15 protein-coding genes are annotated in these 15,340 nt (G+C 48.3%); 1 reads left to right on the forward strand and 14 read right to left on the reverse strand.

Translation table 11 applies throughout. The annotated features are described in order from the left end of the window. Positions 1 to 120: 120 nt before the first annotated feature. The 9 genes from BR62_RS0110570 to BR62_RS0110610 form a co-directional block, all read right to left on the reverse strand. Entirely contained in the window at positions 121 to 930 is an 810-nt protein-coding gene (locus BR62_RS0110570; RefSeq protein WP_014304362.1) for a lipid II flippase Amj family protein, read from the reverse strand. A gap of 497 nt (positions 931 to 1,427) precedes the next feature. Next, complete coding sequence (locus BR62_RS0110575) at positions 1,428 to 1,850, reverse strand: pyridoxamine 5'-phosphate oxidase family protein (RefSeq protein WP_003156270.1); 423 nt, start codon at positions 1,848 to 1,850, stop codon at positions 1,428 to 1,430. Between the two features lie 6 nt (positions 1,851 to 1,856). Next, a complete protein-coding gene (locus BR62_RS0110580) occupies positions 1,857 to 2,480 on the reverse strand; it encodes a GNAT family N-acetyltransferase (RefSeq protein ID WP_015239168.1) in 624 nt (207 codons plus the stop codon). A gap of 86 nt (positions 2,481 to 2,566) precedes the next feature. Next, the gene (locus BR62_RS0110585; RefSeq protein WP_025284250.1) at positions 2,567 to 3,070 is read right to left on the reverse strand and encodes a D-lyxose/D-mannose family sugar isomerase; all 504 of its coding nucleotides are present in this window, start codon (positions 3,068 to 3,070) and stop codon (positions 2,567 to 2,569) included. Positions 3,071 to 3,082: 12 nt separating this feature from the next. Beyond that, complete coding sequence (locus tag BR62_RS0110590) at positions 3,083 to 3,943, reverse strand: SDR family oxidoreductase (protein WP_007410307.1); 861 nt, start codon at positions 3,941 to 3,943, stop codon at positions 3,083 to 3,085. 158 nt (positions 3,944 to 4,101) lie between these two features. Further along, positions 4,102 to 5,616: a class I adenylate-forming enzyme family protein gene (locus BR62_RS0110595; RefSeq protein ID WP_032870788.1), complete on the reverse strand. Its 1,515-nt coding sequence runs from the start codon at positions 5,614 to 5,616 to the stop codon at positions 4,102 to 4,104. 222 nt (positions 5,617 to 5,838) lie between these two features. Next, the gene (locus BR62_RS0110600; RefSeq protein ID WP_032870791.1) at positions 5,839 to 7,923 is read right to left on the reverse strand and encodes a BglG family transcription antiterminator; all 2,085 of its coding nucleotides are present in this window, start codon (positions 7,921 to 7,923) and stop codon (positions 5,839 to 5,841) included. A 299-nt stretch (positions 7,924 to 8,222) separates the two neighbouring features. Beyond that, positions 8,223 to 9,125, reverse strand: a complete 903-nt coding sequence (locus BR62_RS0110605) for an aldo/keto reductase (RefSeq protein ID WP_032870794.1) — start codon at positions 9,123 to 9,125, stop codon at positions 8,223 to 8,225. A gap of 113 nt (positions 9,126 to 9,238) precedes the next feature. Continuing rightward, on the reverse strand, positions 9,239 to 11,242 hold the full coding sequence (locus BR62_RS0110610; protein ID WP_032866917.1) for a penicillin-binding transpeptidase domain-containing protein: 2,004 nt from the start codon (positions 11,240 to 11,242) through the stop codon (positions 9,239 to 9,241). A 156-nt stretch (positions 11,243 to 11,398) separates the two neighbouring features. Here BR62_RS0110610 and BR62_RS0110615 point away from each other — a divergent pair, with 156 nt between their 5' ends. Next, positions 11,399 to 11,719, forward strand: a complete 321-nt coding sequence (locus BR62_RS0110615) for an antibiotic biosynthesis monooxygenase family protein (protein ID WP_032870796.1) — start codon at positions 11,399 to 11,401, stop codon at positions 11,717 to 11,719. On the opposite strand, the gene BR62_RS0110620 is transcribed toward BR62_RS0110615, so the two are convergent. The 5 genes from BR62_RS0110620 to pxpB form a co-directional block, all read right to left on the reverse strand. After that, entirely contained in the window at positions 11,690 to 11,905 is a 216-nt protein-coding gene (locus tag BR62_RS0110620) for a YczI family protein (protein WP_369719110.1), read from the reverse strand. The genes BR62_RS0110615 and BR62_RS0110620 overlap by 30 nt on opposite strands. Positions 11,906 to 12,100: 195 nt before the next feature. Then, entirely contained in the window at positions 12,101 to 12,742 is a 642-nt protein-coding gene (locus BR62_RS0110625) for a spore germination lipase LipC (protein ID WP_032870797.1), read from the reverse strand. 64 nt (positions 12,743 to 12,806) lie between these two features. Beyond that, positions 12,807 to 13,556, reverse strand: coding sequence for an IclR family transcriptional regulator (locus tag BR62_RS0110630; RefSeq protein WP_007410299.1), 750 nt, complete (start codon positions 13,554 to 13,556; stop codon positions 12,807 to 12,809). Positions 13,557 to 13,573: 17 nt separating this feature from the next. After that, positions 13,574 to 14,581 carry a 5-oxoprolinase subunit C family protein gene (locus BR62_RS0110635; protein WP_095532175.1) on the reverse strand — a complete coding sequence of 336 codons (1,008 nt, stop codon included), beginning with the start codon at positions 14,579 to 14,581 and terminating at the stop codon, positions 13,574 to 13,576. Positions 14,582 to 14,583: 2 nt separating this feature from the next. Further along, positions 14,584 to 15,315, reverse strand: coding sequence for a 5-oxoprolinase subunit PxpB (pxpB, locus tag BR62_RS0110640; protein WP_012116821.1), 732 nt, complete (start codon positions 15,313 to 15,315; stop codon positions 14,584 to 14,586). Between the last annotated feature and the right edge of the window lie 25 nt (positions 15,316 to 15,340).

A 15,340-nucleotide genomic window follows, 5' to 3' on the forward strand; every position in this document is an offset into this window, starting at 1 on the left:
TAGAAAAAACACCTCCAAGTCTAATTTCGGATAACAATCATCCGTATTCAAACTTGAAGGTGTTTTTATTTGTCTCATCTTATGGGGTCAGTCCCTCTGCAGAGGAGCTTTTTTCATGCGTTACATCCATTTCGTCACCCAGGCGATATAATAAGCGCCGGGGATGAATACGAGCTGGGCGAGAAGTGTGCCAGCGACCCTTGATGTGACCATCGTCAATGATGTCCATTTTAAGGAGACGTAGCTGCGCTTGCCCTTCGCCACATCGTCTGCCAGTACGGATACTTTCGGGTCAACAAACACAGCCAGCAGCATAGTCGCAACTCCGTTGATTAAGCCTGATGCCATCACGGCGGTCGTGCTGTGCTCAGGCGCCAGAAGGCCGGCGTACAGAGCGGACAGAACACCGATCGTGTAAATAGACGTAATGACCATATTAATGACAAACAAGCGTTTCGGAATCATTCGGAATTGAAGCCCTTTTAAATAGGAGACTGACGGCAGTCTGATATAAGAACGCGCATGCTTCAGCCCATTCAGTGAAAATCCTTTTTTAAATACCTGCATGACGGAGCCTCCTCCGTCCGCCAAGTGTATAATCGCCCTGGAGAATAACGCGACGAATGTCGGCAAAAGACAGATGCCGAGCATCGTTCCGACCGTGGAGCCGAATATTAAGAATCGAAACTGAGCACCCACAACAGACAGGGCGTTTGATCCGGCGGCATCAATCAGATGTCCGGTAAACGGCTGCTGAACCATGTTTGACATGCGCGACACGATGACCATGACATTAAATAATGACAGCGCGGACGCGATAAAACCGACTCTCGCGCCGGAAAGCCGTGTTGCATAGGCAAGCGTTTCAATCGAATGTATCAGCAGCAGAAAACAGAAGATAAACAGTACTTGTGAAGTAATAACGTGCAATGTATGATTCCTCCAAATCTTTTCTACTGATTAGACTCTGCAGACTGCGGCGAGGTTTCGGCCGTTTACATAAAAAAACCGCCCGGATGTCCGGCGCGGTTTTGTCTTATTCTTTTCTTACGCAAATAAATAATATATGGTTGCCCGCCTTAGCCCGCGGGTGATTCGTATTAACAGTTCCGACAGAATCATTCTTCGAAAGTAAACACCATGGAAGTTCTTGAACACAAGACAACGAAAGCCCTACCTCTCAATCGTCACTGCGGCTCCGAAGCCGCGCCGGTGTGAATTGTAAAACAAAAAGTCTTTTTTCCATCTCTTCGTTAGGGGCGAATGTCAGAAGGAAAAGAATAAGCTCAGCTTTTTTTCAAGCTGTCCGTTGAAGCCTGAAGCTTCTATATCAAAACAGAAAAAAGAAGTTTACTTTCTTTTTTATTTGCATGTTGTCACTTAGCAGTTAAGTATACCAGATTGCCCCTGAATAATCAAATGATTTATTAAAGTTCCAGCTCGGCCGGCGTTTTTTCACCCGCGTTCATGAGCTTGATCTGCTTCGGTTCAATTTCCAGAATCACCAGGTTCGGATCGTCTTTTCCGTCAAACCAGCGTTCCAGTTTCGGATCCCACAGCTTTTCTTTTAAATCGGCTGAGTTGTTCAGCTTGGCGGTTCCTGCCACTTCCACATAAGCGTCTCCGAATCCTTCACAGTCATACCCTAACAGAATATGAACATTCGGATTGTTTTCAATTTCTTCCGCTTTATGAGTGTCTTTGCTCGTCGGCGTGTAAATCGTTAAGCCGTCATGGAAAAATGTCATGTAGCGTGAATGCGGTTTGCCTTGCTCTACCGTCGCAAGCGAACCGACTTTATGATGATCCAGTACTTCAAGCACTTTTTCTTTGATTTCATTTTGATTCATGAAGAATCACTCCTTTTTAACGTCTCCGCTTTTACTTTTCCACATTGGGGAGACATTTAAACCAAGAAATGTGCTCTTCTGCCGATCTTCGCTCCATTCCCGCTTCAGCATGCTGTAGTTCACCGTGTCATGATAGGCGCCCTGTACGAAAATGCCTTCTCTCGTCAGTCCTTCTTTCTGAAATCCGAGCCGCTCCGCCACCGCCCTGCTTTTCATGTTTTTTTCAGCCGCGCTGATCATAATGCGGTTCAGGCCGAGATCCTGAAATGCATGGGTGATGACCGCCCGGCAGCTTGCGGTGATAATGCCGAATCCTTCATGCTCTCGATCCAGCCAGTAGCCGATCTCTGCTTTTTGATTGGCTGTATCGACATTATGGATGCTGATCATGCCGCAAAACCGGCCCTTCACAAAAATTCCGGCGTCAAACCCATTTTCTTCCGCGTATTTATAGCGCCATTCGGGGATGATCACATCGCGGTACGTATCGATATCAGCCAGGTCTTCCGCCCAGCTGAGCCATTCGCTGAGATGGTTTTGATTTCGCTTCATAACAGAATACAATTCGTCCGTATCTTCTTTGGCAAGCAATCTGATCGTCAGATGTTCCCGGATTTGACAGGAAAACACGATCACACCTTCTTTCCTTTATTAGCCATTATACAGGTAAATTCATTTTTTTCCATACAAAAAAGATGAGGCGTGCAGCCTCATCCTTAAATGCGCGGGTCGGTGAAAATGTCGTGATCATCCGTGCTTGTCGATGACATTTCCGTGACGACCGCCCCTTCTTCTCCCGCTTGAAACCAATGCTTCGTATCCGGCGGAATGGTGTATTGTCCGCCCGGCTCAAGCACAATCTCATGCCAGACGGTGTAGTATTCCTTGTCATCTTCCGGCGGGAGGACGCTTGGGTTCTCTGTCTTTTCGCCTTCCACATAGAGATACACCTTCCCCCAGCGGCAGCGGAATGTCTCTTGTTTTCCCTTCTCGCCGCCGACCGGCGGATGGCGGTGTTCCGGACACGTCTGGCGCGGGAAGAGCACCAATTCTTTCGAACAGTAGCGGTCGGTATTCACGTAAATAAACAGCTGAAGCCCGGTTTCCTCAAGCTTGCCTAAGCCGTAATCCATGATTTGAATGTCTTCGACTTCATTATCAGTCAGAACGATTCCCGCTTTTTGATAGTATGCATTCACATCATGTTTCGATATCGTCATGCTTCAGCCCCCTTATGTGGTTACAAATTTGCCGCCGTTGACATGCAGCGTCTGCCCGGTCATATAAGATGATTCATCTGAGGCCAAGAGCACATAGCAGCCGACATGTTCAACAGGCTGGCCTGCCCGGCCCATCGGCGTAGTCTGACCGAAGGAAGCGACTGTTTCTTCTGAGAATGTCGCCGGAATGAGCGGTGTCCAGATCGGCCCCGGTGCCACGGCGTTGACACGGATACCGTCGTTGACGAGCGCTTGCGCCATGGATCTCGTAAAACCGTTAATCGCGCCTTTTGTAGCCGTGTAGTCAATCAGCTGCGGATTGCCTGTGTAAGGATTAATGGATGTCGTATTGATGATCGCGCTGCCCGGCTTCATGTAATCAATCGCTTTTTTAGTCAAATAAAATTGTGAGTAAAAGTTTGTTTTAAAGGTTCTGTGAAGCTGCTCGCTTGTGATGTCTTTAATGCTTTCTTTCGGATGCTGTTCCGCGGCGTTATTCACGAGAATATCAAGACGCCCGAATTCTTCAACCGTTTTTTCAACCGCTTCATTGCAAAAGTCTTCCTCACCGACATCGCCGGGGATTAACAGACATTTTACGCCTTCTTCTTCCACTCGTTTTTTTGTATCTTCCGCATCACCGTGTTCATCAAAATAGACGATCGCGACATTTGCGCCTTCCTTCGCGTAAGCAACCGCTACGGCGCGTCCGATACCGCTGTCGCCCCCTGTGATAAGTGCGGTTTTCCCTTTTAATTTATCAGCGCCTTTATATTCTTTGTATTCATAAACAGGCGCCGGATTCATTTCGCTTTCAATGCCCGGCTGGCGGTTTTGTGATTCCGCCGGGAATTCCTTCGGATAGTTTTCCATGTCAAGTTCCTCCTTCTTGTTCGATCTCATATTTCCTGTCTACCTCGGCAGTCCTCCGGATAAACATGATTGAGACAGTTCAAAACGTTTTCGGAGAAAAATGTTTCACATGGAACGCAAGAAAAAAACCCGGCTGGCAGCCGGGTTTTTGTTTTCAATTATGAACGGACCGCTTGTTTGCGGAGCACGTCTTTTCTCACTTTTCCAAGGTTGTTTTTCGGAAGTTCGCTGACGAACTCAATTTCCGGAATTTTAAAGGCGGCAAGACGTTCTTGAAGGAATCGGGTCACTTCTTCTTCTGTCAGGTCTTCTCTGCCGTTTGTCACGATGAACGCTTTCGGCTTTTCACCGTAAAGCGGATCAGGGATACCGACAACCGCCGTTTCGAGAATGCCCGGCACTTGCTGAATGACCTCTTCAATCTGGTCGGGATAAATATTGTCGCCGCCGTAGATGATGACATCTTTATAACGTCCGGTGATAAAGATAAATCCGTCTTCATCCACATATCCGGAATCGCCGGTATGGAACCAGCCGTCTTTCAGCACTTTTCGTGTCGCTTCTTCGTTACCTTCGTAGCCTTTGAATAAAAACGGACTTGTCACAACGACTTCTCCGATTGAGCCTTGCGGAAGGACTTCACCTGTTTCCGGATCTACAACGCGGACATCCACTTCTTCCATCGGTTTACCCGCGGAAGCGGCTTTATCCATTCCCATTTGCGGATTCCAAGAGCTGATGCCCCACGCTTCCGTGCTTCCGTATCCGTGCATGAGCGGAATGCCGATGTCGAGATACTGCTGGATCAGGCTGCTTGGCACCTTTGTGCCTCCCGTCATCATATAAACGATAGAAGACATGTCAGTCTGGTGCGTTTCCCATGCTTTCAGCAGGTATGTGAAATAGACTGGCAGCGCCATGATGGTTTGAATTTTTTCTTTTTCGATGAGCTTCAGGTTTTCCACAGGGTCCTGATTGTCTGTCATAATGAATGTCGTTCCGCTCATCGTGCCGACCATCTGGCAGATAATCGCGCTCGTATGGTAATTCGGATGGCATGCTAAGAAGCGGACATGCTGCATTCTCCCCGTGTATGCCAATGTCGCGTTTACGTAGTTGTATATGCCGCCGTGAGTGATCATGCAGCGTTTCGGATTGCCGGTTGTACCTGAGGTAAACATCAGCAATGCCGTATCGTTTTCAGACACCGTTTCGACATCCGGTGTCTCACCGGAGCCTGTCAATAAAGCGTCAAACTGAGGCGTTGTCTCCGCAGCTGTTCCGGTCTCGACCTTCAGTTTAAGAGAAGATACCAGCGCAGGAAGCACTTCTTCCATAATCTCTTTAAATTCAGTGCTGTAAAAAACAGCTTTCGGTTCACAGGCTGCTAAAATGCCTTTCATTTCGTAAGGTGTTAATTGCCAGCTGACCGGCACAACTACCGCGCCGATTTCGAGTGCCGCAAACATGACAATGGATGCCGCGTGGCCGTTTTTGCAAAGCATCGCCACTCTGTCGCCTTTTTTTATTCCTTTATCAAGAAGCGCTTGTGCAAGCTGGTTGATTCGTTTTCGATATTCAGCGTAGGTCAGGGTATGCGCACCGCTTTTTACAGCTTCAATCTCTTCGCTATTTGAAATGTCATGCAGAATCAGATGCTGTAATGTCTCCATATTTTCATCTCCCATAATGATAAATCACAAAAAAACTCTGTCAGATTTTCTTTCTCACGCAACCCATTTTAAACCAAAAAATATAACTTGTAAAACTATTTTGTTTTAGAACTATTCCATCAGTGAATGATACAATAGTCCCGTGTTTTTAGTTTCTTCCCTTCCCCTTACCCTCATACATGCACAAAAAAACACACCCCACATGAGGTGTGCGCTTCCTGTTTACCGCTGTCCTTTCTCCTGAATGAAATGATAAAACAGCTTGTTTAAACGTTTGTATAAATCGGCCTCATCCTCAGTCTGGAAGGCTTTTATACTGTCTTCGGACTCGATGATGGCCGAGCTGACCGCACTTAGTATTTCCGACCCTTCAGCGGGCATATCAGCCGGCGCCATCATCACCAAAGCGCGGTCGACGGTCAGGGAATTTCCGTCCATGCCTTTGACACTGCATGGAGCTGTCAAATCATAAATTTTGAAAAAAGGCGTGACAATTTCTTCATTTTTGAGATGGTATAGGGCCATCGCCGTTCCCGGAATGCCGAGTCCGCCCTGTCGTTCACGCTCAGCAAGGCGCTGTGCGGTTTTTTGGGCATTATGAACCAATCCTTCTTGCTCCAGCATGTCAAACATACGGTTCAAAAACAGCTCATACGCCGTGTTTGAATCAATGGATTTGACCGAAAAGTTCCGCAGCACGCTTTGGATAACCGCCGCGTAATGCGCCATACGGCCGGCCGCTTCCAGCATATCAGGCGTCTCCGGCTGCTTCTCTTCTCTTTTACCGTTTCTTTTTTTGTCAAGAATCAGCGGAATTTTTCTTTTGATGTACTGCTTGACCTGATCAGCGTCTTCTTCGTTTAAAAGCGGACTGACCATGACGTAATCAATGTTTTCATACGGGATCGGAACGGTGGATACGATCATGTCATACGCGGTGATGTCTCGATCCTTCAGTTCGATGAGGGAAGACATATCAAAGGAACGGATTTCCGAAAGCTCTTTTTTCAGCCTGGATGCGAGCATTTTGGACGACCCGATGCCGCTTGAACAGACGATCAGCGCTTTGATCTTCGCCTCTTCCCGTTTGATTTCCAAAGCGGAGCCGAAGTGAAGAACGATGAAAGCGATCTCATTATCAGAGAAAAGAAGCCCCGGAAAGAATTTTTCCATTCCTTCTTCTACGGCCATGTACAGCAGAAAGTAGTCGCGTTTAATTTGCTCGGTCATCGGGTTGTACATGTCGATATTTTCTTTTACCCGGTTGATCGCAGGCTCCAGATGGGCGATTAAACCGTCGTATAAAGAGCCATTTTCCGTCAGATCAATTTTAATTTTTTCAGAAATGAAGCCGATCAGCTGCTTCGTTTGCAAGGCCGTTTCAACCTCTATGTCTTCCGGTTTGAATTCCGTTTTGTATTTGCGGTTGGCGCTCCGCAAATGAATGGTGATATATCCGATCTCAGCTTCCGGAATTGAAACGCCGAACGCTTTTTCAAGCTCTTTTGCCATTTCCAGCGCAGAGCCGTACTCCTTCGTCTGCTGCAGCGCTTTTAGTTCCGAAGCCTCCATCGTGATGGTTTCTCCGAGCCTGATCCGGTCCATCGCAAAGGTTAAATGAACCGCAAGCGCCATGTATGAGCTGTCAGATAAGGCGATCGCGATTTTTTCCTTGAGCTGAATTAAGAGCCGGTCCATTTTCAAAAGTTCCGCTTTATTTACGACGCCGAACATTTTTTCAGCATCGTCCGGTTTTCCTTTAATATTCAATTCAACCGCTTCCAAAAAGCTTTGAATATCAAGGCGGTTGACGATGAGATTGCCGACGATTTTCCGTTTCGCATTTTCCGGCCCCGTCAGCTGAATGCCGAAGCCCCTTTTTCGGATCAGCGTCAAGCCGAAGGGCGCAATCCAAGTCTCCAGCTCATCCAGGTCATAGCTGATCGTCGCGTTTGTCACTTGCAGTTCGTTCGCCAGACTGTAGAGCTTGATCGGCTCTTGAGACTCTAATAGTGAACATAGAATTAAAAGTTTCCGCTCCTCAGCGCTGTATTCATGCTGTTCATAGGACAGGTCTGACAGGAGTTTTTGTTTGTCCTCCGGGTTTCCTACCGCTTTCAGTCCTTTGCCGGGCTGTTTATCAAGTGCCAGACCGAATGATTCCATCATCGGTTTGATTGTTTTCAACTCGCGGTGAACGGTTCTTGTGCTGACTTGTAAAGCTTCCGCCAGTTCATGCACTGTCTCGTACCGGTTCTGCAGTAATAGATGTTTCATTAATTTTTGTTCTCTCGCTGTCATATACATGAAACGCGCCTCCAGATTTTCTAGTTGTGAGAAGTATGGCATATGGGGAGTGCTGCCGGGGAAAGTGGTGTAAGTTATAATATAAAACGCTTTCAATGATTATTCAACCATTTTCAAATGGCAATTTGGCACTGGGCCGTGTGACAGTATTGAAAAAGAAAAATGTGTCAGATAATATGCCATGACGCTTGTTACTCTTGATCCGCACGGCTATACTTCAAAGTGACCTTACTTGTTTTTAGACATTGCACACCACATAAACAAACGCCCGGAAGATAGCTTCCGGGCGTTTGTTCTGTTTATGGAATATCGCAGCCTTGGACACTGGTATAAATCCGGAACCACTGATCATGGCTGAGTTTGTACGCGGATGCACGCACCGCGGCGGAAATGCGGTTCTCTTTTCCGCTGCCGACAATCGGCATGATGTCTGCCGGGTGGGTGAACAGCCACGCGTACATGACTTCGTCAATGGAAGCGGCGCCGATTTCTTCCTGTACGGAACGAAGCGCGGCACGGATACGGACGTCCTTATCTGATTGTCCGGTAAAGACGCTCCCGCCCGCAAGCGGTGACCACGCCATCGGCGGAATGCGTTTTTCCTGACAGAAATCCAGCGTGCCGTCATGAATATTTTCCAGCTCGTACGCCGAGATTTCAATTTGGTTTGTGATGAGCGGATCATCCAAATAGGATTCGAGCATTCTGTACTGGTGCGCTTTAAAGTTCGACACCCCGAAATATCTGACCTTTCCCGAGCTTTTCAGCGCATGAAACGCTTCAGCCACCGCCTCCGGGTCCATAAGCGGGTCCGGTCTGTGAATGAGCAGCACATCCAGATAATCCGTATTCAGATTCAAGAGCGACTCCTCCGCCGACGCTAAAATGTGAGACTTCGACGTATTATAATGATGCGACTTGTTTCCGGGCCGTTCCGGTGATTCAATGACAATCCCGCATTTTGTGACGATTTCGATTCGCTCCCTTATTGAAGGCGAAAGGGACAAAGCGCCGCCGAAGAGCTTTTCACACGTATAACCGCCGTATATATCGGCATGGTCGAAGGTGGTGATGCCTTGGCTGATACACCATTCAATCAAATTCAGCAGCTCTCCGTCTGAAACATTCCATTCGTTCAGACGCCAAAGCCCGTGTATCACTCTTGAAAATTCCAGGTCTTCAGCCAATTGAATGCGCTGCATGTGAAATCCCCCTTTTTCTTAGAGCCTCTTGTATCTCTGTTTTCAGGAATTGCCCATGCTGTTTCATTCTGCTTAGGCGGCTGATTTTCCTTTCAGCCCGCAAAAATCGTCATTTAGTGATTCTGAAACTGCTTTTTCGCTTTTTCAACGACGTAATGGCTTCCGCCGCGTTTTTTGACGTCTTGAATCATCATCGCGATCAAGAGGTCTTTCTTTTTATAATCGTAACCGACAAACCAGCCGTTTTCTTTGCCGTCTTTATCTTCTTTAGACGTTTTCAGCTCGGCTGTACCGGTTTTTCCGGCTACGGTAATGCCGCTTACGGCCGGCTGATATGCAGAGCCGCGCGGATCTTCAACGACGCCTCTCAGCCCTTTTGTGATTTCTTCGGCATTGGCTTTCGACACCACTTGCTTATGCCAGATTTGCGGTGTTTTTTCTCCGTCTTTGATCAATGTCGGTTTGACGAGATTTCCGTCTGTGACAAATGCGGTATAGTCAGCCGCTAAGTGCAGCGGAGACATCAGCATCTGCCCCTGGCCGTAGCCCGTATCTCCGAGAAGGATCTCGGAATCAAGCTTGCCGTTAGCGATTGAAGACTTTTCAATCGGAAATTGGTACGGAATCTCTTCATCAAAGCCAAATGTTTTTAATCCTTTTGTAAACGCGTCCGCTCCGGCATCTATGGCATTTTGCGCAAAGTAGATGTTGTCCGATGTGATCAGCGCGTTTTCGAGATCCACTTCATTCAGGCGCTCTGATACGCGTGTGACATGGTAACCGCCCCAGCTTGAATCTTTCTGCCACTCTTTTCCGGTGATTTTTTTCTTTTCTGACGCTTTCAATGTGCCGTTTGTCAGGCCGACTGCCGCGGCAATCGGTTTAATCGTTGATCCCGGCGCATAAAGTTTGTTGAATTTCGCTGAAAACGGATTGTTTTTATCTTCATTCAGCTTTTTCCACTCTTTTCCGCTCCAGCCGAAAATAAAGCCGTTCGGGTCATAAGACGGTGCGCTGACGAGCGCGAGGGTCTCTCCCGTTTGCGGTTCGAGGGCGACTGCCGCTCCGCTGTCATCTTTCATAGAATCATACAGCTTCGTCTGCGTTTTCATATCAATCGTTACATGAATATCCTGCCCGCTTTCGGCTTTCTTTTCTGCAATGACCTCACCTGTTTGAGGGACGTAAATTTTCCAGCCGGTCGTGCCGCGCAGCTTGTCTTCATATACATTCTCAAGGCCGGCGATGCCGATTTTGGAAGTATCGCTGTATTGGCCGTCTTTCGCTTTTTTCAGCTGCTCCGCTGTGATGGTTTTAATATAACCGGTCAGATGGGCCGCTTTTTCGCCGTACGGATAGTAGCGGGAGCTGACTTTCGTTTTCGTCACGCCGTCTAATGCGAGCAGGCTTTTGACCTTGCTTTCATCATCCGGTCTGATTTTTTGAAGCGGGACATAGGAGTCGTCTTTTACCCAGCCCTGGTTCAGTTTGCTTTTGATATCGTCTTCAGAAAGGTCCAGTTTTTCAGACAGTTTTTTGATCACGCTGTCTTTATCCTTGCCGAGTTTTCCAGGGATAATGCCGATTTCCGGCACCTCGGTATTCACGGCGAGACCTTTTCCGTCTTTGTCGTAAATTTGTCCGCGCTTCGGTTCTTCATTTGCGATCTGCACGGTTTTGTCATCGGAAAGCTGTTTGAAAATAAAAGAAGGATTCCAGTCGATGTTCCATGATTCTCCATCGTCTGTTTTTTCTTTTTTCAGGACGGCCGTGTTTTCAAAAGCGACCTTCCCTGCTTTTGTATCCATGCTGACTTTATAATCGATGTGCTGGAGGTCATCTTTTTTCTTGTCGTCTTCGTCCTGTTTTTCGGCAGTGACTTTCAGATTTTTGACCCCTGCTTGTTCATAAACGGTTTCATATCGCTTTACAAAATCCTTTTTGGATCGTTTTTTCTTTTCATCCTGGGTGAGGCTTTGGTACATCTTATCGTAGTGACCGCCGTTCCAGTCTTTTACGAAATCTTTCATTCTGTCTTCGGCCGATTCCGTTTTCGAGCAGCCGATCAAACCTATGATTCCTGCGAGTAAAAGTAATAGGTATAACCCTTTTTTCACTGTCTATTCCCCTGCCTTCCAACTGTTATTTTCTCCTAAACCAAATCAGGCTGGCAAGGATTTTTTTCTCATATTGTTTAAAATTTTTTTGTTTTTCCTGCCGTCACGGGCCATATTCTTATACAATGTATCTATTAAAAAAAGGGGGAATTTCAGATGATCAGAGAAGCAGCCATGCTGTATGTAAAAGAAGGTCTTGAGGGGGAATTCGAAGAGGCATTCCGCCGGGCGGAGCCGATTATCGAGGGCATGAAAGGTTATCTGTCCCATTCCTTGTCCAAATGTATGGAAAAGACGCATAAATATTTGCTGCTTGTGGAATGGGAGACATTAGAAGATCATACAAAAGGCTTTCGCGGATCGCCGGAATATCAGGAATGGAAAGCCTTACTGCACCGTTTTTATTCACCATTTCCCGTTGTGGAGCATTTTCAGGATCTATCAGACTCAGATCGCGTGAAGCGTAAAACCGATTAAGGAGATCGACCATACAAAAACGGCGGTATAGATATTGAATTTCCCGGAGCCGTCGTTTTCTTTCCGTTTTTCCTCCAGCCCCTGAATGAACATGACCGCACCGAGAAACACGAGCATAACCGGCTGTATGACAGAGGTATGTTCCGCATACGTAAATGCGGCGGCCGCAAGTATAATAATCAGCATCGCGAGTGACAGTTTTAAGGCGCGCAGCAAAGCAATCCATCCTTTCTGTTATCATTTTTTGAACACAATTCTATTTCTGTCTTTATCCCCCATTATTCTAGCGTATTTTTTGCGCGGATAGAACGAAAGTCGGACAATTTTAAGTTTGTTTTAAGGAGCACGAAAAGCGCGCTCCCGATGAAAAGGAGCGCGCGGTTATGAGCGGGCGAGGCTTCCGTATCCGAGCCCCCGCAGGACGCATGCCATGACTTCATATCCCTTGCTGTTGGGGTGTACGCGGTCATGAGAGAGATATTCATTCATTTTTCCTTTGAAAGCGCTGTGGACGTCGGCGATTTTGACGTACGGCGCCGATGCGAGTGTGCTGAGGTGCGCATTATAAGAGGATATCCATTTTTCTGCAATGGAGATTCCCGGGAAAGGATTGTATAAATTGAAGACGCGGATCTCATAAGGAGACGGGTGCGGCCCTTTTAAGGCAGCGATCTTGGCAATCATCTTTTCAAAGTTCTCATGGCAGTGACTGGACACGCTGGTGAACACCGAAGCGTCCGATGTTTGCTGATATGCCTGAACCGAATCGATCAAATCGTTGCCGCAGCCTGTAATCGTAATCATATCAGCAGCCTGAATCCGCCTCTGAATGTACGGCAAGGACATAAGCCCGAGAATTTCTCCCGTCTCAAGGCCTGATTTGGCAAAGATGGATACGTCGGTTCTTGTCTGTAAATCTTCTGCCATCATACGCCCGAACCGCTGGACAAAACCGGCGGAAAACGGCCCGGATCCCCTCCCCGTCGTCAAAGAATCCCCCAGCGCCGTATAAACAAGTCCCATTTACTTTCCTCCACTCGTTACTATCGATATTGTAATGTACGCGAGTGAAGAAAAATTGGCTCGGTCAATAACCCAATTTCTCAGAAATATGCTGTGCGGCGGTTTTGACCTTTTCGGTTAAATACGGCAGCCTGTCCTCTGAAAACCGGGCTTCGAAGCCGGCGATGCTGATTCCGGCAGCCACCTTACCTTCGTGATTGAAAATCGGCGCCCCGATCGCCGCCGTGTAATCTTCTAATTCCGAATAGCTGATCGTATAACCTGATTGTAAGGACCTTTCAATGGATTGAAGCAGTTCAGCCCGATCCGTCATCGTGCCTGAGGCGATTGCGGCAAGCTTTGTCTTCTGAATGTATGTGTCAATCTCCTCTTTTGGCAGAAACGATAGAATGCTTCTGGCGCACGCTCCCGCGTACAGCGGCGACCGGCGGCCGATTGCCGTATACAGGCGGACGGTTTGAGTGCCTTCAATTTTTTCGACGTAAATGGCTTCATCTCCGTCCCTCATGATCAGCTGAACGGCCTCATCCACTTCGCCGCACAGCTCTTCCATAATCGGTTTAGCTATTTTCCTGATGTCCAGACGTTCAGAGACGAGCTGGCCGAATTGTAAAAAGATCAGACCAAGCTGATAACGGCCGTCCGCTGCCCGGGTGAGAAATCCCGTTTCCTCCAGCGAGCTTGCCATCCGGTGAACCGAGGTCTTCGGCATTTCCGATAGAGAAACCAGCTCATTTAAGCTCAGGCTCGGTTCAGTCAGAAACAAATGAAGCAGTTCCATTGATTTGATGACGGTTTTGTTTTTGTTTTCCATGGTCTTTAGCCCCTTTGTCAGATCAGCCATTCCATTTTGAGCCTTGCTTTCAGCTCCTTCAGCTGCTGTTCCTTCTCTAAAAGCAGCATTTCCGCTTCCTCCAGCGAAACGGCCCGGAACGTGATATGTTCCCCCGGCATCGTTTGGGCGACGAGAGGAAGATCAGCGGATATGATATGCGCCATCCGCGGATAGCCCCCCGTCGTCTGTCTGTCAGCCAGCAGAATAATCGGATTGCCGTCCGGCGGCACCTGCACCGTTCCGAACGTCACGGCCTCAGATACCATCTCCAGCGGCTCCCGCAATTCAAGCGGAGCGCCCTTCAGCCGGTAGCCCATTCGGTCGGATTGAGGCGTGACCGTATATGACTCTTGGTAAAAACGCAATTTTGCTTCTTCTGTAAAAGCGTGAAATTGAGCGCCTTCAAGCACTCGTATGACCGGATTTTTTTTCAGCGGCAGAAATCCTCTGCTGCTGACAGACCAATCAGGCGCTGAGAAACCATGCTGTCCGAAAGAATCGCTCAGACGGTACGCGATTGATTCCGAACATGGCGTCATACGGCCGAGCGGCAGCTCATCATCTTTTTGCAGCGCTCTTCCGCAAAAACCGCCGATCCCCGCTCTGACATACGTGCTTTTGCTTTCCATGACGGCGGGCACGTCAAATCCCCCCGCGACGGCGAGATAAGCGCGGCTCCCCATCTTGCACGGCCCGAATGAGACGACGCTGTTTTCCTTTATCAAAACCGGTTTCCACAGAGGGGCGGGCTCCCCATTAATATGAAGGGCGAAATCAGCTCCCGTGACAGCAATAACCGCAGGTTCTGAAAATTCAAAGGAAGGCCCGGGCCCCATGAGCGTAATTTCCAGTCCCGCCTCTTTTTCTTGATTTCCGGCAAGAAGATTGGCGATGCGCAGTGAGATCGTATCCATTGCGCCGCTTCCCAGCACACCGTATTTCTGATATCCCGTCCGCCCCTTGTCCTGAACCGTCGTCAAGAGACCGGGCTTTACCACTTTCATACTCATTCGGCTCCCTCCTTGATGCGGCTGTACTCCTCTGCCGTGATCCGGACGAATTTCACCGTATCGCCCGCTCTCAAAAGACTCGGCGGATGTTCTTCCGGCCTGAAAAGACGGAGCGGGGTGCTGCCGATCAGCTGCCAGCCGCCGGGAGTGGATATCGGATACACACCGGTCTGCATTCCCGCGATTCCTACTGAACCGGCCGGGATGGACGGCCTTGGCGACGCCTTTCTCGGCGCTCTGATCCGCTCAGACATTCCTCCTAAAAACGGAAATCCCGGCGCAAATCCGAGCATATAAACGAGATATTCGCCTTCAGTATGAATGCGGATGACGTCTTCCGGGGTCAGATCGTTCATCTCAGCGACCTCTTCTAAATCGGGACCGAAATCACCGCCGTAGCAAACGGGGATTTCCATCACCCGGCGCTCTTCTTTGCGGCCGGTCATTATATGGCTGAGACGTTCTGTCACTTCTTTCTTGACCAGGGCAAAAGGAGAGACGCCTTTTTTTATGTTTGAGACGGCATACACATCATAAAAGATCGTTAAGCTTGTGAATGCCGGAATACATTCAACGAAGCCCGGAAACGGCCGTTCTTCCATACAGGCTGCCGCCGCATGCACCCGGCTGTTGACCTCTTCGCTGATGTGCCCGCCAAAGCGGATGATAACGGCGGAATCACCGTACGGCTGTATATCAAGCGCTGTATTTCCGCTATACTGCATCATTGTCATCACCTCGTTGTATTCTTTC

The sequence above is a fragment of the Bacillus sp. UNC69MF genome (genome assembly GCF_000746035.1).
Classification (GTDB): Bacteria; Bacillota; Bacilli; order Bacillales; family Bacillaceae; genus Bacillus; species Bacillus velezensis.

Bases quoted from the DNA above. Each gene is read 5' to 3' on its own strand.
- pxpB (WP_012116821.1), bottom strand. From the start codon at position 15,315: ATGATGCAGTATAGCGGAAATACAGCGCTTGATATACAGCCGTACGGT.
- BR62_RS0110585 (WP_025284250.1), bottom strand. From the start codon at position 3,070: ATGACGATATCGAAACATGATGTGAATGCATACTATCAAAAAGCGGGA.
- BR62_RS0110635 (WP_095532175.1), bottom strand. From the start codon at position 14,581: ATGAAAGTGGTAAAGCCCGGTCTCTTGACGACGGTTCAGGACAAGGGG.
- BR62_RS0110590 (WP_007410307.1), bottom strand. From the start codon at position 3,943: ATGGAAAACTATCCGAAGGAATTCCCGGCGGAATCACAAAACCGCCAG.
- BR62_RS0110630 (WP_007410299.1), bottom strand. From the start codon at position 13,556: ATGGAAAACAAAAACAAAACCGTCATCAAATCAATGGAACTGCTTCAT.
- BR62_RS0110575 (WP_003156270.1), bottom strand. From the start codon at position 1,850: ATGAATCAAAATGAAATCAAAGAAAAAGTGCTTGAAGTACTGGATCAT.
- BR62_RS0110615 (WP_032870796.1), top strand. From the start codon at position 11,399: ATGATCAGAGAAGCAGCCATGCTGTATGTAAAAGAAGGTCTTGAGGGG.
- BR62_RS0110620 (WP_369719110.1), bottom strand. From the start codon at position 11,905: ATGCTGATTATTATACTTGCGGCCGCCGCATTTACGTATGCGGAACAT.
- BR62_RS0110605 (WP_032870794.1), bottom strand. From the start codon at position 9,125: ATGCAGCGCATTCAATTGGCTGAAGACCTGGAATTTTCAAGAGTGATA.
- BR62_RS0110595 (WP_032870788.1), bottom strand. From the start codon at position 5,616: ATGGAGACATTACAGCATCTGATTCTGCATGACATTTCAAATAGCGAA.
- BR62_RS0110625 (WP_032870797.1), bottom strand. From the start codon at position 12,742: ATGGGACTTGTTTATACGGCGCTGGGGGATTCTTTGACGACGGGGAGG.
- BR62_RS0110600 (WP_032870791.1), bottom strand. From the start codon at position 7,923: ATGTATATGACAGCGAGAGAACAAAAATTAATGAAACATCTATTACTG.